The 18,934-nt window shown below is 74.0% G+C and carries 20 protein-coding genes; 16 read left to right on the top strand and 4 right to left on the bottom strand.

Going from position 1 to position 18,934, the window contains the following annotated elements; all coding sequences use genetic code 11:
• Position 1 precedes the first annotated feature (1 nt).
• The 6 genes from KIS93_RS53025 (at position 2) to KIS93_RS53000 (ending at position 7,907) form a co-directional block, all read left to right on the top strand.
• Positions 2-3,472, top strand: a complete 3,471-nt coding sequence (locus KIS93_RS53025) for a WD40 repeat domain-containing serine/threonine protein kinase (protein WP_080037537.1) — start codon at positions 2-4, stop codon at positions 3,470-3,472.
• A gap of 70 nt (positions 3,473-3,542) precedes the next feature.
• Positions 3,543-4,115 (top strand): dienelactone hydrolase family protein, encoded by a 573-nt coding sequence (locus KIS93_RS53020; protein WP_080037536.1) that lies wholly within the window; start codon positions 3,543-3,545, stop codon positions 4,113-4,115.
• Between the two features lie 100 nt (positions 4,116-4,215).
• A complete protein-coding gene (locus KIS93_RS53015) occupies positions 4,216-5,340 on the top strand; it encodes an NYN domain-containing protein (RefSeq protein WP_186404964.1) in 1,125 nt (374 codons plus the stop codon).
• A 210-nt stretch (positions 5,341-5,550) separates the two neighbouring features.
• Positions 5,551-6,471: a sensor histidine kinase gene (locus KIS93_RS53010; protein ID WP_186404963.1), complete on the top strand. Its 921-nt coding sequence runs from the start codon at positions 5,551-5,553 to the stop codon at positions 6,469-6,471.
• Positions 6,472-6,514: 43 nt separating this feature from the next.
• Entirely contained in the window at positions 6,515-7,141 is a 627-nt protein-coding gene (locus tag KIS93_RS53005) for a response regulator (protein ID WP_080037534.1), read from the top strand.
• Positions 7,142-7,160: 19 nt separating this feature from the next.
• Positions 7,161-7,907 carry an enoyl-CoA hydratase/isomerase family protein gene (locus tag KIS93_RS53000; protein ID WP_080046576.1) on the top strand — a complete coding sequence of 249 codons (747 nt, stop codon included), beginning with the start codon at positions 7,161-7,163 and terminating at the stop codon, positions 7,905-7,907.
• Between the two features lie 23 nt (positions 7,908-7,930).
• Here the strand turns inward: KIS93_RS53000 and KIS93_RS52995 are convergent, their stop codons facing one another.
• On the bottom strand, positions 7,931-8,908 hold the full coding sequence (locus KIS93_RS52995; protein ID WP_080037533.1) for a hypothetical protein: 978 nt from the start codon (positions 8,906-8,908) through the stop codon (positions 7,931-7,933).
• A gap of 84 nt (positions 8,909-8,992) precedes the next feature.
• Between KIS93_RS52995 and KIS93_RS52990 the strand changes: the two genes are divergently transcribed.
• From KIS93_RS52990 to KIS93_RS52965, 6 genes are read left to right on the top strand one after another with little or no spacing between them, the layout of a single operon-like run.
• The gene (locus tag KIS93_RS52990) at positions 8,993-9,589 is read left to right on the top strand and encodes a TetR/AcrR family transcriptional regulator (RefSeq protein WP_080037532.1); all 597 of its coding nucleotides are present in this window, start codon (positions 8,993-8,995) and stop codon (positions 9,587-9,589) included.
• 4 nt (positions 9,590-9,593) lie between these two features.
• Positions 9,594-10,790: a cytochrome P450 gene (locus KIS93_RS52985; RefSeq protein WP_246005499.1), complete on the top strand. Its 1,197-nt coding sequence runs from the start codon at positions 9,594-9,596 to the stop codon at positions 10,788-10,790.
• A 14-nt stretch (positions 10,791-10,804) separates the two neighbouring features.
• Entirely contained in the window at positions 10,805-11,581 is a 777-nt protein-coding gene (locus KIS93_RS52980; RefSeq protein WP_080037531.1) for an SDR family oxidoreductase, read from the top strand.
• A gap of 11 nt (positions 11,582-11,592) precedes the next feature.
• The gene (locus KIS93_RS52975; protein WP_230466047.1) at positions 11,593-12,915 is read left to right on the top strand and encodes a cytochrome P450; all 1,323 of its coding nucleotides are present in this window, start codon (positions 11,593-11,595) and stop codon (positions 12,913-12,915) included.
• Positions 12,912-13,103: a ferredoxin gene (locus KIS93_RS52970; RefSeq protein WP_080046574.1), complete on the top strand. Its 192-nt coding sequence runs from the start codon at positions 12,912-12,914 to the stop codon at positions 13,101-13,103. Before KIS93_RS52975 ends, KIS93_RS52970 begins: the two co-directional genes overlap by 4 nt.
• Before the next feature lie 2 nt (positions 13,104-13,105).
• The gene (locus KIS93_RS52965; protein ID WP_222107980.1) at positions 13,106-13,651 is read left to right on the top strand and encodes a nuclear transport factor 2 family protein; all 546 of its coding nucleotides are present in this window, start codon (positions 13,106-13,108) and stop codon (positions 13,649-13,651) included.
• A gap of 4 nt (positions 13,652-13,655) precedes the next feature.
• Here KIS93_RS52965 and hemC read toward each other — a convergent pair whose 3' ends face one another.
• The 3 genes from hemC to KIS93_RS52950 are packed head-to-tail and all read right to left on the bottom strand — an operon-like array spanning position 13,656 to position 15,729.
• Positions 13,656-14,591 (bottom strand): hydroxymethylbilane synthase, encoded by a 936-nt coding sequence (gene hemC, locus KIS93_RS52960; RefSeq protein WP_080037530.1) that lies wholly within the window; start codon positions 14,589-14,591, stop codon positions 13,656-13,658.
• 46 nt (positions 14,592-14,637) lie between these two features.
• The gene (locus KIS93_RS52955; protein WP_080046572.1) at positions 14,638-14,982 is read right to left on the bottom strand and encodes a VOC family protein; all 345 of its coding nucleotides are present in this window, start codon (positions 14,980-14,982) and stop codon (positions 14,638-14,640) included.
• 54 nt (positions 14,983-15,036) lie between these two features.
• Entirely contained in the window at positions 15,037-15,729 is a 693-nt protein-coding gene (locus KIS93_RS52950; protein WP_080037529.1) for a hypothetical protein, read from the bottom strand.
• Between the two features lie 76 nt (positions 15,730-15,805).
• Here KIS93_RS52950 and KIS93_RS52945 point away from each other — a divergent pair, with 76 nt between their 5' ends.
• The 4 genes from KIS93_RS52945 (at position 15,806) to KIS93_RS52930 (ending at position 18,933) form a co-directional block, all read left to right on the top strand.
• Positions 15,806-17,293 (top strand): aldehyde dehydrogenase, encoded by a 1,488-nt coding sequence (locus tag KIS93_RS52945; RefSeq protein WP_080037528.1) that lies wholly within the window; start codon positions 15,806-15,808, stop codon positions 17,291-17,293.
• Positions 17,294-17,313: 20 nt separating this feature from the next.
• Positions 17,314-18,144 carry an NAD(P)-dependent oxidoreductase gene (locus KIS93_RS52940; protein ID WP_222107979.1) on the top strand — a complete coding sequence of 277 codons (831 nt, stop codon included), beginning with the start codon at positions 17,314-17,316 and terminating at the stop codon, positions 18,142-18,144.
• The gene (locus KIS93_RS52935; RefSeq protein WP_080037526.1) at positions 18,141-18,521 is read left to right on the top strand and encodes a carboxymuconolactone decarboxylase family protein; all 381 of its coding nucleotides are present in this window, start codon (positions 18,141-18,143) and stop codon (positions 18,519-18,521) included. The genes KIS93_RS52940 and KIS93_RS52935 overlap by 4 nt, the downstream gene beginning before the upstream one ends.
• Before the next feature lie 94 nt (positions 18,522-18,615).
• Complete coding sequence (locus KIS93_RS52930) at positions 18,616-18,933, top strand: PadR family transcriptional regulator (RefSeq protein WP_080037525.1); 318 nt, start codon at positions 18,616-18,618, stop codon at positions 18,931-18,933.
• Position 18,934 lies beyond the last annotated feature (1 nt).

The following is an 18,934-nucleotide window of genomic DNA, read 5'->3' as shown; positions in this document are numbered from 1 at the left end:
CGTGGATCCATTGCTGCCGGGGGACCCGCCCCGCATCGGGGGATATTGGCTGGCCGGGCGGCTGGGCGCGGGCGGGCAGGGTGTCGTGTACGAGGCGTACGACGACGCCGGCACGCGGGTGGCCGTGAAGGTGCTGCACGCCGAGGCGCGGGACCGTTTCGCGAAGGAGGCGGAGGCGGCGCGCCGGGTGGCGTCGTTCTGCACGACGAAGGTGCTGGCCGTCGACCTCGACGGGGACAAGCCGTACATCGTCAGTGAGTTCGTGCCGGGGCAGAGCCTGCGCCGCGTCGTTCAGGGCGGGCGCAGGTTCGCGGGGGACGACCTGTACCGGCTGGCGACGGCGGTGGCGACGGCGCTGACGGCCGTGCACGACGCGGGCGTGATCCACCGCGACCTCAAGCCGGACAACGTGCTGCTCGGCCCGGACGGGCCGCGGGTGATCGACTTCGGCATCGCCCGCACCGACGACATGTCGCTGACCAGGAGCGGCGAGGTGAAGGGCACGCCGAGTTACATGGCGCCGGAGGTGTTCACGGGGCAGCGGGCGGGCGCGGCAGCGGACGTGTTCGCCTGGGGTGCGGTGGTGGTGTTCGCGGCGACGGGAGTGGATCCGTTCCACGCGGACCATCTGGGCGGCGTCATGCACCGGGTGCTGTCGGCGCAGCCGGATCTGAGCGCGTTGCCGTCCCGGCTGGCGGGGCTGGTGGCGGCGGCGCTGGAGAAGGATCCGGCGGCCCGCCCGACGGCGCGGGACCTGCTGCTGGCGCTGGTGTCGGGCGCCGGCTCGGACGTGCGGTCGCTGCTGGCGGCGGGCAGCCGCTCGGCGGCCGGCATGTACGTGCCGGACGCCCCGGCCCCCGAGCTGGGCACGATCGCGGAGGACGTCTACGCCTCGCTGGCGCCGGAGGAGCGCGAGCTGGCGGCCGAGGTGTTCCTGCGCCTGGTGACGGTCACCGAGGACGGGCACGAGACGATCCGCTGGGCGGCGGTGGACGAGCTGACCGACGGCCGTCCGGAGATCGGCCGCATCCTGGACCGGTTCGGTTACCTGCTGACGCAGCGGGACGGCGCGGTCGCGCTGTCGCGTCCCGCGCTGCTGCGCGCCTGGCTGCGGCTGCGCGGCTGGGTGGACGCCGACCGGGCGGGCCTGGCCACGCTCGCGCAGCTGACGGCGGCCACCCGCCACTGGCTGGAGCACGGGCGCAAGGACGGCGACCTGTTGCAGGGCAGCCGCCTGGAGCAGGTGCTGACGTGGGCGGCGGCGGGGCGCACGCACGTCCGGCTGACCAGCAGCGAGCGCTCGTTCCTTCAGGCGGCCACGGTGCTGACGCGCAGGCGGGCGGCGCGGCGGCGTTTGGTCACGGCGGCGCTGGCCGGGCTGCTGGTGATCGCGGTGGTGGCCGGGGGCGTGGCGTTCGTGCAGGGGCAGCGGGCGGCCGAGCAGGGCAGGGCCGTCGCGCTGCAACGTGACCAGGCCGTCGGCCGCCAGGTCGCCGCGCAGGCGGACCGGCTGCGCACCACCGACCCGGTCGCGGCGATGCTGCTGAGCGTGGCCGGGTGGCGGCTGGCGCCGGGCCCCGACACCAGGCGGAGCCTGATGGGCTCGCTGACCATGCCGGAGCGCGCCGCCTTCCGCGATCCCGCCGTCAAGGGCGTGTCGGCGAGCGCGTCGGCGGCCGCGGGCCGGATCAGGGTCGTGGCGAGCGAGGACGGCGTGCGCGTCTACGACGTGCCGGGCAGGCGGCAGCGGGCGTCCTGGACGTGGCCGCGCGGGTTCGCCGCGCTGCCGGGAGGGGCGGCGCTCAGCCCGAGCGGCGCGACCCTCGTCGTGCTCGACGGGCTCACCATGTCGGCCTGGGACACGATGACGGGCAGGAAGCTGCGCGAGCACCCGGTGCCGGAGGGCACGCCGCGCCCGGACCTGGCGTTCGGCGACAACGAGGACCTGGTGAGCGTGACGAGGTCGGGCTCGGTGGAGCTGGTGTGGAACGTCAGGACCGGACGTACGTACGAGCCGCGCATGGAGGCGACGCCGGCCCCGGCGATCGCGGCCTCCGGCGAGTACGTGGCGGGCTGGGGGCTCAACGAGGGCATGAAGGTGATCCGCCTGTCCGACCTGTCGGTGCGGTCGTGGTCGCCGCGGAAGTGCCAGGCGATCGCGTTCTCCCCGGACGGCACCCGCATGTACTGCGCCAACGGCACCATCCATGCCTGGGACACGCGCACCGGCCGCCGGATCGCCGGCGACGATGAGCCGTTCTGGGAGGGGTCCGAGGACGGCGGCCGCCTGTGGGTGTCGGCGGACGGCACCCGGCTGCTCGGCCTGCTCAAGAGCACGATCAGGGTCTGGAACGCCGCCAACGGCGAGGAGCTGTTCACCTACCACGCCGAGGGCGAGCCCGAGCAGGCGTGGATCGACGGCCCGGGCACCGTGCGCTACCTGCTGGACCACGCGATCGTGACGCTCGACGCCGGCTCCCACGGCATGACGGCCAGGCTGCCGGACCGGGCGCGGATCGCCGGTCTCGGCGACGGCCCCGTGATGATCGTCGCCAGGCCGGACGACCTCCTGCGCACCTGGGACGGGCGGCGGCTGGGCCCGCCGCTGCCCGGCTCCCAGGACGTGGCCCCCATCGAGGTGGACCCTCAGGGCAGGAGGCTGGTGGGCGTGCGGAACCTGACCACCGTGCAGGCGTGGGACCTGACCACCCGGCGGGCGACGTGGAGCTGGCCGGTCCCGCGCATGCAGAGCGTGGTGGACCTGGCGTTCACCCCGGACGGCGGCAGGCTGGTGCTGTCACTGGCCGAGAACAGCGAGCGCAACGCCCGCAACGAGCTGCTCGTGCTGGACGCCGCGAGCGGCAAGGTGCTCCAGCGGCACCGGCTCGACACCGCGACCGGCACCATCGAGGTGACGAACTCGGGCACGGCCGTCGTCACCAACGTCGGCCGGATGCTCGACCTCGGCACCGGCAAGCTGACCGGCTCCGGCTTCAACAGCGGGGAGAGCGCCGCCATCGCGGTCAGCCGCACCCGGCCGCTGGCCGCCTTCGGCTCGGCCGCGGTGCAGCTCTGGGACCACGCCCAGGGCGTCGAGCTGTCGCCGCTGCTGCGCCCGGCGGGCGCGCTCACCGTCAGCGACATCGCCTTCAGCCACGACAGCTCGCTGGTCGCCGCGGTCAGCTCGTCGCGCGAGGACGCGTACGCCGTGCACGTCTGGGACGTGGCCACCCGGCAGGAGCTGGCGGCCGTGCCGATCGGGTTCGGGGACGAGCTGCGCTTCAGCGCCGACGACGGCGTCCTGTACGCGGGGGTGCGGGGGTATGCGACGATCACCACGATCCCGGTCAGAGGGGACGCGGTGGCCGCGCTGGTGTGCGAGCGCGCGGGCCGGACGTTGTCGGCGCGGGAGTGGTCCCAGTACCTGGGCGGCGTCCCGTACCGCGACATCTGCGCGCGGCCCGGCCGCTGAGCGGCGCCCCGGCCCCGGCCTGCACCGCCTCCTGGCAGCATCGGGCGCGCGCGGTGGCTAAGCTGCGCGCATGGCACGCGTTCTCCTCCTCCACTCGATGTACGGTCTCCGCCCCGCCGTCCACCAGGCGGCCGACAGGTTGCGGGCGGCCGGTCACGAGGTGCACGTCCCCGATCTGTACGACGGCCGGGTCGTGGACACCGCCGAGGAGGGGATCGCGATCAAGGACGAGATCGGCCGCGACGAGCTGCTGAAGCGGGCGGTGGCCGCCGCCGCCCCGCTGTCCGAGGAACGCCTCGTCTACGCGGGCTTCTCGCTCGGCGCGGCGATCGCCCAGAACCTCGCGCTGGGCGACGAGCGGTCACTCGGCCTGCTGCTGATGCACGGCACCTCCGACCTGGCCGACGGGGTCTCGGCCGACGACCTGCCCGTGCAGCTGCACGTCGCCGACCCCGACACGTACGAGCCGGCCGACTGGCTGAACCACTGGTACCTGACCATGCGCCGGGCCAGGGCCGACGTGGAGGTCTTCCGGTACCCGGGCGTGGGGCACCTGTTCACCGACCCCGACCTGCCCGACCACGACGCCGAGGCCGCCGAGCGCGCCTGGGCGATCGCCCTGGACTTCCTCGCCGACCTGTGACCGTTCCTCCGCCGAAGGACTGATCAGCGGCACCGCGCCGCGCGGGAGATCTGCCGAACGGCGGATGGGCGCGGCGGCCGGCCGGCGCGAGGCTTGAGCCATGAGGAAGATCATGGCGACCTGGCCCCGCTGGGCCGGGTACGCGGCGGCCTGCTGGTCGCTGTGTTATGGAACGCTCGGGCTGTACTGGGCGCTCGGCGGGACCGGGTTCCCGTTCGGCAAGGCCGACCCCGACTGGGAGCCCGGCCTGTCGGTGCTCGGCGCGGCGACCCGGGAGGTGGCGGCGCCGCTGATCGCGGTGCTCGGCCTCCTGGGCGCGGCGTGCGGGCTGGCCATCGCGCGAGGCGTGCGGCGGGGCCGGCCCGTGCTGCTCGGCTTCGCGTGGGCGGCGGCGGCCGGGCTGACCGTGGTGGTGCCCGACAACCGGGTGCTGATGCTGGTCGCCTACGCGCCGCTGCTCGCCGTGTGGGCCTTCACCGGCGTGCCGGGCGGGCAGCCGATGTCGGAGCTGGTGCCGTGGTCACGGGTCAACCTGTTCCTCGTGCTGGTGGGCGGGCTGCTGTGGGCCCTGGCGGCCCTCGCCTACCAGCGGCGCACGTCCGGCAGGTGCACGACCTGCGGGCGGGGCGCGGGTCGTACCGCGCAGTGGACGAGCCCTGAGGCGGCGCGGCGCTGGGGGCGGTGGGCGGTGGTGGTCGCGGCGATCATCCCCGCCGGCTACGACGCCAGCCGCTTCGCCTGGGCGGCCGGCATCCCGCTGGGGATCACCGACGAGTTCTGGCACTGGCTGGACGAGTCGGGGCTGCGCTGGGCCGGGCTGTTCCTGAGCCTGATGGGACTGGGCGGGGCGATCCTCACGCTCGGGCTCGTGCAACGGTGGGGCGAGGTCTACCCGCGGTGGATCTGGTTCAGAGCGGGCCGGCGGGTGCCGCCCATGCTGGCCGTGATCCCCGCCTCCATCGTGTCGGTGATCGTGTTCTCCGGCGGGCTGACCTTCTGGCGGCTGCGGTTCGCGAACGACCTCGAGTGGGACATGTGGGCGACGTGGGCGCCGTCCCTGACCTGGCCGCTCTGGGGCGCCGCCCTGGCCGCCGCCACCCTCGCCTACCACCTCCGCCGCCGCGGCACCTGCCGCACCTGCGGCCAGGGCGCCCCACCACCAGCGGCCCCCGCCCCGGACCTGGCGACGGGCCCGGTCGCGGGCCCGGTCGCGGGGCGTGATTAGGCTCGCGCCTGTGAAGTGGCGCGACAGAACAGCCGGCTGCGGCGACACGGGGCGCAGCCGGCCAACCACGCTGGCGCAGAGGCGCGGCCGACCGATCCGGGCGGCCCGAGCGGCGTGCAGACGCGGCCGGTCGGCCGTGGTGGCGGTGGGTGGCGGGTGGCCGCTCGGCGTCTCACCGATGGGGTGGCGCGCCGGGTCACCCTCGCTCGGGTGGCAGGGGGTGCCGGGGTGGTGTCGCTGGGCGTCACGCTGGCGTACCCGCTGACCGGAAGGGCAGGGGTCGGTGCGGGGGCGCTGGTGGCGGAGGCGGCGGTGCTCGTGGTGCTCACCGCCGTCACCGTGCGGCGCTCCCCAGCCCGTCAGGCGGCCGTCTCCGCGCTGCTGAGCGGGTCGGCGGTGGCGCTCGTCCTGTTGCGGGCCGTGTGGCAGGGCCCGCCGCAGCTCGTGGTCGGCGCGTGCGCGGCCTGGGCGCTGGGCGCCGTGGCGGCCACGGGGGTGGGGCTCTACCTGCGCAGGCTGGACGACGACCGGCGGCGGGCGATCGAGGAGGCCACCCGGGCGCAGCGGCTCGGGCTGGCCCGCGACCTGCACGACTTCGTCGCCCACGACGTCAACGGCATGCTGGTGCAGGCGCAGGCCGCCCAGGTGGTGGCGGGCGAGCTGCCGGAGCCGGTGGCCGACGCGTTGCGGCGCATCGAGGACGCCGGACAGCGGGCGCTGGCCTCGCTCGACCGTACGGTGCACGCGCTGGGCGAGCGGGGGCCGGGGATCGAGGGGCTGGCGCGGCTGGCCGATGCGTTCTCGCCGGACGTGCGGGTGGAGCTGGCCGTCGCGCCCGGTCTGGACCTGCGGCAGGAGGTGTCGTCCGTGGCCTATCGGGTGGTGACGGAGGCCCTCACGAACGTGCGCCGGCACGCGCCGCGGGCCACGATGGTGGTGGTGGAGATCGGCGAGGAGGGTGGTGTCCTGCGGGTGCGGGTGGAGGATGACGGCGGCGGCAGCTCGCCGAGCACCAGGATCGGCGGCTTCGGCCTGTCCGGCCTGGGCGCCCTGCTGGAGGCCCGCGGCGGCAGCCTGACGGCGGGCCCGCACGGCCGCGGCTGGCGGCTCGTCACGGAGATCCCGGCATGACGGCCGAGCGGAAGGCACGAGGACGATCAGCGCGGGAGGCGGGATGACGACGCGGATCCTGCTCGCCGACGATCAGGACGACGTGCGGATCGGGTTCCGGCTGATCCTCGACGCGCAGCCCGACATGACGGTGGTGGGCGAGGCCGCGGACGGGGCGCGGGCCGTGGAGCTGGCCCGCCACCTGCGCCCCGACGTGGTGCTCGCCGACGTCCGGATGCCGGGTCTGGACGGGCTGGAGGTGACCAGGCGGCTGGCGGCCGAGACGCGGGTGATCGTGGTGACCACGTTCGACCTGGACGAGTACGTCCACACGGCTCTGCGCGAGGGCGCGTGCGGTTTCCTGCTCAAGCGTTCGGGCCCCGCGCTGCTGGTGGAGGCGGTGCGCGCGGCGATGGCGGGTGACACGCTGATCAGCCCGCAGGTGACCGTACGCCTGCTGCGGGGCTTGACCCGCCGGCCACCTCCGCCACTGGAGGATCCGCTGACCGCCCGCGAGCTGGAGATCGCCCGCCTGGTGGCGCGCGGGCACACGAACGCGAGGATCGCGGCCGAGCTGACGATCAGCGCGGGCACGGTGAAGACGCACATCGCGCACATCCAGCGCAAGGTCGGCGCCGCGAACCGGGTGGGGATCGCCGCCTGGGCCTGGAGCACTGGCCAGGTGACATGATGTGGTGGAGGATCGCTCCATGATCGAGACCGCCGACCACGCCGGCATCGCCGTCCTGACCCTGGCGCACGGCCCGGTGAACGCCCTGGACCTGGAGCTGCTGACCGCCGTTCCGGAGGCGCTGGCCACCGTCGCGGGCGCCCGCGCCGTCGTGCTGACCGGCCGCGGCCGGGCGTTCTCGGCGGGGGTGGATCTGAAGCGGATCGTCGAGGGCGGCCCAGAGTACGTCGAGCGGTTCCTGCCGGCGCTCAGCGCGGCGGCGCTGGCCCTGTTCGAGCATCCGAGGCCGGTGGTGGCGGCGGTGAACGGGCACGCGCTGGCCGGCGGGTGCGTGCTGGCGGCGGCGTGCGACGCCCGGCTGATGGCGGGCGGCACGATCGGCCTGACGGAGCTGGCGGCGGGCGTGCCGTTCCCCACGGTGCCGCTGGAGATCATGCGGCACGCGGCCGGCCCGGCGCTGGAGGCGATGGTGCTCGGGGCCGGCCGGCTGGATCCCGGCCGGGCCGTCGCGATCGGCCTGGTGCACGAGGTGGTCGAGCCGGACCGGCTGCTCGCGGAGGCGCTGCGGCGGGCCGAGGCGCTGTGCGCGGCGCCGCCCGACGTGTACGCCTTCGCCAAGCGCCAGCTCCGCGCCCCCGCGCTCGAACGCGTCCGCGCCGCCCGCGACCGGGACGATCCCGAGGTGCTGGCGATGTGGAGCTCCGAGCGTACGCACACGATCCTGCGCGACTACCTCGCCGGTCTCAGTAAGAACCGGTCCCAGTAGGAGCCGGTCCCAGTAGGAGCCGGTCAGTAGGAGATGAACCCGTACAGTGCGAGGTGGTTCGACTTCGTGCCGCTGACCGTGTGGTCGACGCTCGACGGCAGCACCGTCCCCTTGACGAACAGGTAGTCGATCTTCTTGGTGCCCATGGTCGCCTTCGCGCCGTAGCCGGTCATGCCGAAGCCGCCGAGCGTGGCGGGGCCGATGCCGGTGCGGTTGGCGTCGATGCCGATGACGCGGATGGCGGAGGAGTTCATGAGGCTGGTGGCGTCGGCGCCGACGTGGATGCCGGAGCCCGCGATGCCGGTGTCGCCGGCGCCCGCGCACGCGTTCTTGCCGTTCTGCTCGGGCAGGTGCATGGTGGCGGCGAACACGGTCGTGCCGGTCTCCCTGATGGTGAACTTCGCCGCGATGGCGCTGGTGCGCTTCCATTTGTACGCGTACGTGGCGCCGTCGTCGTTGCTCGGCGGCTTGTACAGCGTGCAGCCGGCCCCGTTGTCGTAGGCGGTGCCGGGCTTCAGCCAGCCGGCGCTCCAGTACTTCGAGGTGGCGGCCAGGCTCAGCGTCCTGGTGTTGTAGAGGATGGCGTTGGTCTGCTTCTTCTTCAGGTCGCCGAGCTCCTGCTGGCTGCAGTGGTGGGAGCCGCCCCACGGCTCGGGGTCGTCCCAGGCGACGATGGCCTTGTACGTGCCGGCCGGGTGGCCGAACTTGGCGGAGAGCTGGTCGGCGTAGGCGGTGGCCTGGCCGGTCCCGCGTACCTGCTGGACGATCAGCAGGTCGGGGGCCCGCACGCCGGAGGTGCCGGTCGCGCCGGCGTCGTCGACCAGCATCGAGGTGAGGTGGTCGGGGCCGGAGATGCGGGTGCAGGTGCCGTCGGGGTTGTTGCGGACGAGGTTCTCGATGTTGTTGCTGTAGACCCGTAAGACGCGTTCGGTCGCGGCGGGTGTGGCGGGCGTGAGGGTGGTCGCCGTGAGTGCGGCGGCGAGCACGAGATTGACGATCATTGCGGCAGCGTATCTCCGCCTTCGTCCTCTGTGTCAGGGAGCGCCCCTTGCGCCGGGCACGTACCTGAACTAGCGTCTGGACACATGTCCGGTGAAGCGATGACCGAGCCGACCCGCCGCCGGTTGTCCGAGCGGCAGGCCGACACGGTGCGCCGGCTCACCGACGCTGCCGTGGAGGAGGTCCGGGCGACCGGGTTCGACGGGTTCACGGTCCGCAACGTCGCACGTCGGGCGGGGGTCGCGCCGGCCACCGCGTACACGTACTTCACCTCCAGGAACCACCTCGTGACCGAGGTGTTCTGGCGGCGGCTGCGCGCCCTGCCGCCGGTCACCGCGTCGGCGGGACAGCCTCGGGAGCGGGTCGTCGCGGTGCTGCGGGAGATCGCGCTGCTCGTCTCCGACGAGCCGGAGCTGGCCGCCGCGTGCACGAGCGCGCTGCTCGGCACCGACCCCGACGTGCGGGAGCTGCGGCTGCGCATCGGCCGGACGATCCACCGCCGCCTGCTGGCCGCGCTCAAGCCGGACGCCGACAGCGGCGCCCGGCCGACGCCGGAGGAGGCGCGTGTGCTCAACGCCCTGGAGTTCGCGTACGCGGGGGCCCTCCTGCACGCGGGCATGGGTTACAGCTCTTACGCCGAGATGGCCGACCGGCTCGCCGAGGTGGCCGAGCTGCTCTTCTGAGGTGGTGGTCGCCGTGCAGGGCACCTGGTACGACCCGTACGACTACGCGCTCCACGAGGACCCGTACCCCGCCTACCGGCGGCTGCGCGAGCGGGCGCCGCTGTACCGCAACGACGAGCTGGACTTCTGGGCGATCTCCCGGCACGCGGACGTGTCGGCCGCCTTCCGCGACCACGAGCGGTTCTCCAGCGCCAACGGCGTCTCGCTCGACCCGAGCGCGTGGGGCCCGGCGGCGCACCGCACCATGTCGTTCCTGGCCATGGACCCGCCCGCGCACACGAGGATGCGGGCCCTGGTCTCGAAGGGTTTCACGCCGCGCCGGGTGCGCGAGCTGGAGGGCGACATCCTGCGGCTGACCCGCCGCCATCTCGGCCCGGCGCTGGAGGCGGGCGAGTTCGACGCGGTGGCGGACTTCGCGGGCAAGCTGCCGATGGACGTCGTCTCCGAGCTGATGGGCGTCCCGGAGAGCGACCGTGACGAGGTGCGGCGGCTGGCCGACCTGGTCGTGCACCGCGAGAAGGGGCTCAACGACCTCCCGCCGGCCGGCATGGAGGCGGCGCTCGTGCTCGCCGGCTACTACCAGGACCTGGTGGCCGAGCGGCGCCGCAGGCCGCGCTCCGACCTGACCTCGGCGCTGCTGGCCGCCGGGGAGGGCCGCGACCGCATGACGGACGAGGAGGTGGTCGCCTTCCTGTTCCTCATGGTCGTGGCCGGCAACGAGACCACCACGAAGCTGCTCGCCAACGCCCTGTACTGGGGCCGGCGCAACCCGGACCAGCTCGCCGGGCCGATGGCCGACCCCGCCCTGGTGCCCGCCTGGGTGGAGGAGACGCTGCGGTACGACACCTCCAGCCAGCTCATCGCCCGTACCGTCACCGAGGACACCGAGCTGCACGGCACGGTCGTCCCGGCGGGCGCGCGCCTGCTGCTGCTCGTCGGGTCGGCCAACCGGGACGAGCGGGTGTTCGACCGGCCCGACGTCTACGACCTCGGCCGGGACACCTCGGCGCTGATCAGCTTCGGCGGCGGCCGGCACTTCTGCCTGGGCGCCGGGCTGGCCCGGCTGGAGGCGCGGCTGGCGCTGACCGAGTTCGTCCGCCGCGTCCGGGCGTACGACGTGCACGCGGAGCGGGCCGTGCGCGTGCACTCCGTGAACGTCCGGGGCTTCGCCTCGTTACCCGTGACCGTCACCCCCCGATAGGAGGTCCGTCCTCCATGCCCCGATTCGCCCCTCACCCCGAACGCCGTCCCGCGCTGGTCAGCGGGGCCTCGTCCGGGATCGGCGCCGCCACCGCCACCCTGCTCGCCTCGGCGGGCCATCCCGTGGCGCTCGGCGCCCGCCGCGTGGAACGCTGCGAGCAGGTCGCGGCGGCCATCCGTGAGCGCGGCGGCCAGGCGGTCGCCCTCCCGCTGGACGTCGCCGACTCCGGCTCGGTCAAGGCGTTCGTGGCGGCGGCCACCGACGCGCACGGCGACCCGGAGATCGTCGTGTCGGGCGCCGGCGACCTGGCCGCCGCGCGCGTCCACGAGCTCGACCCGGAGTCGTTCGCCGCCCAGCTCCAGGTGCACCTGGTCGGCGCGCACCGCCTGGTCTCGCAGGTGGTGCCGGGCATGGTGGCCAGGGCGCGCGGCGACGTGGTCCTCGTCTCCTCCGACGTGGTGCCCTCGCCCCGGCCCCGCATGGGCGCGTACGTCGCGGCCAAGAACGGCCTCGAAGGCATGGCCCGCGCCATGCGGATGGAGCTGGAGGGCAGCGGCGTGCGCACGTCCCTGGTCAGGCCGGGCCCGACGCTGACGGGGATGGGCATGACGTGGGACGCCGAGACGACCGCCGCCGTCCTGGAGGAGTGGGTGGGCTGGGGGCTGGCCCGGCACCCGTACTTCCTGGAGCCCGAACAGGTCGCGGCCGTGATCGTGACGGTGGTGACCGCGCCGCGCGGCGTGCATCTCACGCTGGTCGAGGTCCAGCCGGAACGGGCGGTCGAGCCGTGAGGGAGCCGGCCGTGGTCTCCGGCGGCCCCGACCACCTGGAAGAGCTGCGCGGCGACCCGATCGGGCTGATGCGGCGGGTCCGCGCGGAGTGCGGCGACGTCGGCCGGTTCCTCCTCGCCGGGCGCCCGGTCGTGCTCCTGTCCGGGGCCGAGGCGAACGAGTTCTTCTTCCGCGCCCCCGACGAGGAGCTGGACCAGGCGGAGGCGTACCCGTTCATGACGCCCATCTTCGGCACCGGCGTGGTCTTCGACGCCACCCCCGAGCAGCGCCGCGAGGCCCTGCACAACCAGGCGCTGAAGGGCGCGTTCCTCAAGGGGCACGCCGCCACGATCGCCGCCGAGGTGGAGCGCATGGTCGCGGGATGGGGCGAGCGGGGCGAGATCGACCTGCTCGACTGGTTCGCCGAGCTGACCATCTACACCTCCTCCGCCTGCCTGATCGGCAAGCGCTTCCGCGACCAGCTCGACCGCCGCTTCGCCGAGCTCTACCACGACCTGGAGCGCGGCACCGACGCGATCGCGTACGTGGACCCGTACGCCGACATCGACAGCTTCCGCCGCCGCGACGCCGCCAGGATCCGGCTCGTCGCGCTCGTCGAGGACATCATGAGCGGCCGGGCCGCCGCGCCCCGCCCGTCCAGGGAGGAGCGGGACCTGCTCGACGTGCTCATGTCGATCCGGGCGGACGACGGCACGCCGCGCTTCACCGCCGACCAGGTGACCGGCATGTTCATCTCCATGATGTTCGCCGGGCACCACACCAGCTCCGGCACCGCCGCCTGGACGCTGATCGAGCTGCTGCGCCACCCCGCCGTGCTGCGCGACGTCGTGGCCGAGCTGGACGAGCTGTACGCCGGCGGCGCCGAGGTCAGTTTCCGGGCGCTGCGCGAGATCCCGCTGCTGGAGTCGGCCATCAAGGAGGCGCTGCGGCTGCACCCGCCGCTCATCCTGCTGCTGCGCGTCGCCAAGACCGAGCAGCAGGTGCTCGGGCACCGCATCCCGGCCGGAACGCTCGTCGGATGCAGCCTCGCCGTCTCCAACCGGATCCCGGAGGACTTCCCCGACCCCGACGCCTTCGACCCCGCCCGCTACGCGCAGCCGCGCGAGGAGGACCTGGTCAACCGGTGGACGTGGGTGCCGTTCGGAGCGGGCAGGCACCGGTGCGTGGGCGCGAACTTCGCGATGATCCAGCTCAAGGCGATCTTCTCGGTGCTGCTGCGCGACTGGGAGTTCGAGCCAGCTCAGCCGCCCGATTCTTACCGCGACGACCATTCCAAGATGGTCGTCCAGCTCGCCCGGCCGTGCCGGGTCCGCTACCGCAGGCGCAGGTCGTGAAGCTCGAAGCCGACCTGGACCTGTGCCAGGGGCACGCCATGTGCGAGCTGGAGGCGCCGGACGTCTTCGAGGTCCCGCGCGCGGGAAAGGTGCGCATCCTCGTCGAGGAGCCCGACGAGTCGATGCGCGCCCAGGTGGAGGCCGCCGTCCGATACTGCCCGACCCGGGCGCTGACGCTAGGAGGCTGATCGTGTACGCGCGTGACGAGCTGGAGGAGATGGTGCGGCGCTGGCTGGAGGCCAATCGGCGGTGCGAGGAGCGCGGCGACTGGCGCCCCCTCGCCGACCTCTACACCGAGGACGCCACCTACGGCTGGAACGTCGGCCCCGGCCAGGACTTCATGGCCGTCGGCCGACAGGAGATCCGCGACCTCGCCCTCGGCTCCGAGATGGGCGGCCTGGACGGGTGGTCCTATCCGTACCAGAGCATCCTCATCGACGAGCGCAGGGGCGAGGTGGTCGGCTTCTGGAAGCAGGTCGCCGCCGCCCGCCGGCCGGACGGCAGCCCGTACGAGGTGCCGGGGATCGGGGGGAGCTGGTTCCGGTACGGCGGCGGCTTGCGGTGGTGCTGGCAGCGCGACTGGTTCGACCTGGGGAACGTCACGGCCGTGTTCGTCGAGATGCTGAAGGCCGGGGTGCTGTCGGACGGGATGCGGCGGCGGTTGGAGCGCGCGTCGTCCGGCGCCCCCGTCCCCGGCTACTACGCGAGGACGGAGACGCCCGTGCCCTTGTGGTGACCCGTCAGTGCGGGATCGCGTCGATGACCTGGCGGGCGCCCTGGCGCAGCAGCGCGACGGCGACGGACGTGCCCAGCGTGGCCGGGTCGAGCGGGCCGGCCCACTCGTGCGCGTCGAGGACCGTCTTGCCGTCGGGGCTGAAGACGCGGGCCCGCAGCGACAGGCGGCCGTCGCGCTCGGCGCGGGCGTAGCCGGCGATCGGGCTGTTGCAGTGCCCCTGGAGGACGTGCAGCAGCATCCGCTCGGCCGTCACCTCGCGCCAGGTGTCGGGATCGCCCAGGCCGGCCACCGCCTCGATGGTCTGCTCGTCGTCCTCCCTGCACTGCAGGGCGAGCACGCCGGCGCCGATCGGCGGGCACATCGTCTCCAGCGGCAGCGCCTCGGTGATCCGGTCGGAGCGGCCGATCCGCTCCAGGCCCGACACGGCCAGCAGCAGCGCGTCGGCCTCGCCCGCGTCGAGCTTCTCCAGCCGCCGGTTGGCGTTGCCGCGCATCGGCACGCAACGCAGGTGCGGGTGCGAGGAGGCGAGCTGCGCGACCCGCCGCACCGACGACGTGCCGATGCGGGTGCCGGGCGGCAGCTCGTCGAGGGTGAGGCCGCCGGGGTGCACGAGAGCGTCGCGCAGGTCGTCCCGCTTCAGGAAGGCCGCCCAGGTGGTGCCGGCGGGCAGCGGCCGGTCGGCGGGGACGTCCTTGACGCAGTGCACCGCGAGGTCGGCCTCGCCGGCCAGCAGGAGAGCGTCCACCTCCTTCGTGAACGCGCCCTTGCCGCCGAGCTCCGACAACGCGCCCGGCCACCTGTCGCCCGACGTGGTGACCGGCACGACCTCCGTGCGCACGCCGGGATGCGACGCGGCGAGCTCGCGCCGGACGCGCTCCACCTGGGCCAGCGCCATGGGCGAGGAACGGGTGGCGATGCGGATCAGCTCAGGGACGGCCATCTGTCGATGGTATCCGCCGTTCCCTCCAGGCTCGGTCGAATCCGCGTCATGAGACGGGCGCCTGCGCGAGCGACAGGCTGTTGCCGTCGGGGTCGAGGATCTCCACATGGCGTACGCCGTTGCCGTACGTCTCCACGGGCTCGTGGCCGATGCCGTGCGCGGCCAGCCGGGCCAGGATCTCGTCGAGATCGTCCACCCCGAGCGTGATCATGGTGCCGCCCACCCGCGCCGCCCGCACGTCCCGGTCGTCGAGGACCAGCCAGGCGTTCTCACCGACCCGCCACAGCAGCTCCGCGCCGATGATCTCGTCCGCCGGGCGCCCGAGGAACGCCTCGTACCACTTGCGCGACGCCGCCACGTCACTCACGCACACCACGCTGTACAGGTCCACCGCGGCCACTCCTTCTGCTCGTGTCACCAGGAGGACCGTTCCCGCGGCCGGAACTCATCGCCGGCCGGGCTCGCGATCCGGCCGCGGCACGTGGGGCGTGCCGTCGCGCATCGGGGGGAAGCGGAAGCGGGCGGCGGTGGTGGCGCGGGTCATCGCGGTGATCGGCGCCTCGCCGACGGGCTCGGTGTCGTCGTCGATGACGACCTCCCACCGGCAGTGCGGCACCCGGTCGCCCGGCACGCGCGGCGGCCGGTGCACCGGGCGGATGCGGGCCCTGGGGTTGACGGCCTGGGCGGTCCAGTCGAAGGTGCCGTCCTCGATGTGGTGGCACATGCCGCGCACGGCCCGCTCCCCGAACGGCTCGACGTCGAGCAGCGCCCCGCAGGTGCGCAGCTGGAAGAAGCCGTGGGACTCGTCGATCAGCTCGTACTCGACGTCCATGTAGTGCTGGGCGAAGCCGGGGTCGAGCTGCAGGCACTTGAAGATGGCCGAGACGCCGTCGCCCTCGATCCGCATGATCTCGCGGATCCGCCGGGTGTAGACGGGGCTGGCGCCGCGCCATTCCTGGACGGCGATCTCCTCCACGGCCTCCTGGCCGTACTTCATGCCGACGGCGATGAGCGAGGAGCGGTCGAGCAGGTGGACGATGAGCGCGTACTCCCTGACGAGGCGGACGAGCGCGGCCTTGGACAGGTCCTCGAAGCGGAAGCCGGGGTCGAACGCGCCGGAGTAGTCGTCACGGGACACGGGTCCCTCCTTCGATCCCCCTTGCACGGTCTCTCGTGAACTGTAGTCTGGACACGTGTCCATAACAAGCGGTCGCTTGCTCGACGCGTGGGCGGAGCACGGCTCCCCCCTCCTGATCGGCGGCGAGCCCGTCACCTGCGACCGGCGCTTCGAGACGATCGACCCGGCCACCGAGGAGGTCATCGGCCTGGCCGCCGACGCCACCCCCGCCCTGCTCGACGCGGCCATCGCCGCCGCCCGCCGCGCGTTCGACACCTCCGGCTGGGCCAGCGACCTCGACCTGCGCGTCCGCTGCCTGCGCCAGCTCCGGCAGGCCCTCGAACGGCACGCCGCCGAGCTGCGCGAGCTCACGATCAGGGAGGCCGGCGCGCCCCGGTTCCTGACCCACGGCGCGCAGCTCGACCAGCCCGTGGCCGACCTCGGCTGGGTCGCCGGCCTCGCCGAGACCTACGCGTGGACGCGCGACCTGGGCCGGGCCGCGCCGATGGGCATCGCCAGCGACCGGTACGTCTTGCGCGAGCCGGTGGGCGTGGTCGCCGCCATCACCCCGGGGAACTTCCCGCACCAGATCACCCTGGCCAAGCTCGGCCCGGCCCTGGCCGCGGGCAACACCGTCGTGCTCAAGCCCGCCCCCGACACCCCGTGGTGCGCGGCCGTGCTCGGCCGGCTGCTCGTCGAGGAGACCGACCTCCCGCCCGGCGTCGTCAACATCGTCACCGGCCGCGACCACGCGCTCGGCGCGCTCCTGGCCGCCGACCCGCGCGTGGACCTGGTCTCGTTCACCGGCTCGACGGCGACGGGCCGGGCGGTGATGCGCGGCGCCGCCGAGACGCTCACGAAGGTGTTCCTGGAGCTGGGCGGCAAGTCGGCGTGTGTCGTGCTGGACGACGCCGACCTCGCCGGGGCGTGCGCGTACGCCGCCTTCGCCGCGATCTCCCACGCCGGGCAGGGCTGCGCCCTCACCACCCGGCTCCTGGTCCCCCGCGCCCGCCACGACGAGGCCGTCCACCTCACCGCCCGGACGATGGCCCGCCTCGGCACCGGCGACCCGGCCGACGACCGCACCGTCTGCGGCCCCCTGATCTCGGCCCGCCAGCGCGACCGCGTCGAGGCGTACCTGCGGCTCGCCCGCGCGGAGGGCGGCTCGTTCGCCACCGGCGGCCACCGCCCCGACCGGGACCGCGGCTTCTGGATCGAACCCACCCTGATCACCGGCCTCACCAACCGGTCCAGGACCGCCCGCGAGGAGATCTTCGGTCCCGTGCTGGTGGTGCTCCCCCACGACGGCGACGACGACGCCGTCCGCCTGGCCAACGACTCGCCGTACGGGCTGTCCGGCGCCGTCCACGCCGGAGATCTCGAACGGGCGCGCGCGGTGGCGCGCCGCCTGCGCACCGGCACGGTCAGCGTCAACGGCGGCATCTGGTACGGCCCGGACGTGCCGTTCGGCGGCTACAAGCAGTCGGGCATCGGGCGCGAGATGGGCGTGGCGGGCTTCGAGGAGTACCTCGAGACCAAGTCGATCGCGGAGCCGGCTCGCCGTACGGAGGGGGCGAGCGCATGACACCCCCAGGACGGAGGCCCATGATGTACGGCTTCGTCGGCCTCGGCCAGATCGGCGGCCCGATGGCGGGGCGCCTAGCCGGCCCCGGCCTGATCGTCTACGACGTCCGGCCGGAGGCGATGACACCCCTGGTCGAGCGGGGCGCGCTGGCCGCCGCGCGCCTGGCCGACGTGGCCCGCGCCGACCTCATCTCGCTCATGGTCCGCGACGACGCCCAGGTGAACAAGGTCGCCGCCGAGCTGATCCCCGCGAGCGCCACCGGCACGATCATCGCCGTCCACTCCACCATCCGCGCCGACACGGCGACCGAGCTGGCCGAGACCGCGCGGCCGTACGGGGTGGAGGTCGTGGACGCGCCCGTCAGCGGCGGCTTCATCGGGGCGGCGGCGGGCACGCTGGCGGTCATGGTGGGCGCCAGCGAGGCGGCGTTCGCGCGGGTGAAGGAGGCGTTCGCCGCCTGGGCGGGGCTGGTCCTGCACATGGGCCCGGTCGGGGCGGGCACCCGCGCCAAGCTGGCCCGCAACCTGCTGCACTTCGTCTCCTTCGCCGCCGCCGCCGAGGCGCAACGCCTGGCCGCGGCGGCCGGGATCCCGCTCACGGCCCTGGGCCGGATCGTCCGCCACTCCGACGCCGTCACCGGCGGCCCGGGCGCCCTCATGATCCGCGACACCCTGGCCCCGCTGCCTCCCGGCGACCCGCTCCACGAGATCATGAGCCACGTCCTCGCCCTCGGCGACAAGGACCTCTCCCTCGCCCTCGACCTGGCCGCCGAGCTCGGCGTCGACGCCCCGCTGGCCAGGCTCGCCCACCAGCGGCTGGCCGCCGACCTCGGCCTCGAGGAGCGGCCATGACGGACGACAGGCGGCGGCGCGGCCTGGAGATGATGGGCCAGGTCTACGGCTGGGAGGTGCACGACGGCCCCGGCGACTTCTTCGGCATCACGGTGGACCACCTGTTCGCCGACATCTGGTGCCGCCCCGGCCTATCGATGCGCGACCGGCGCCTGCTGCTCCTGGGCGCCCTGGCCGCCAGGGGCCTGAACGACGTCCTCGACATCCAGATCCCGGCCGCGCTCCGCAACGCCGACCTCACCCCCGCCGAGCTGCGCGAGATCGCCATCTTCCTCACCCACTACATCGGCTGGCCCCTGGGCGCCCGCCTCAGCGTCCAGATCGACACGCTCATCGCGGCTCACGAGAAGCGGCCGAGCGGCGAGCCGGACGAGTGACGAGGAGGGCAGGGCGCACGGTGCCGGGCCGCCTGACGTGCGATCGCCGTGCGGCGCCGCCGCGCCGGCCGCGTTCCGGTCGTAGAGTGTGATCATGCAGCCGTTGCCGATGATCACACCGGCCGTCGTGGACGTGATCGAGGCGCTGATGGCCGATCTCGACCCGCGCTGGGCGATGGAGATCGTCAAGGCCAGCGGGCGCTCTCCCGGGACGGTCTACCTCGTGCTGGATCGGCTGGAGCGCAGCGGGTGGGTGGTTTCCACCTGGGAGGACGACTTCGTTCGGGAGGGGCCGCGGCGGCGGCTCTATCGGCTCAAGGGGGATGCCCTGCCCGCCGCGCGGCGGGCCGTCGCCAAGCCCGCCGTCGCGCAGGATCCGATGAGCCGGCCACTCCCCCATCCGGGGGTTTGAG

It is taken from the genome of [Actinomadura] parvosata subsp. kistnae (assembly GCF_900323885.1).
In the GTDB taxonomy this organism is placed as follows: Bacteria; Actinomycetota; Actinomycetes; order Streptosporangiales; family Streptosporangiaceae; genus Nonomuraea; species Nonomuraea composti.
Note: the sequence above shows the minus strand (reverse complement) of the source record. Positions and strands in the feature narration are given on the sequence as shown.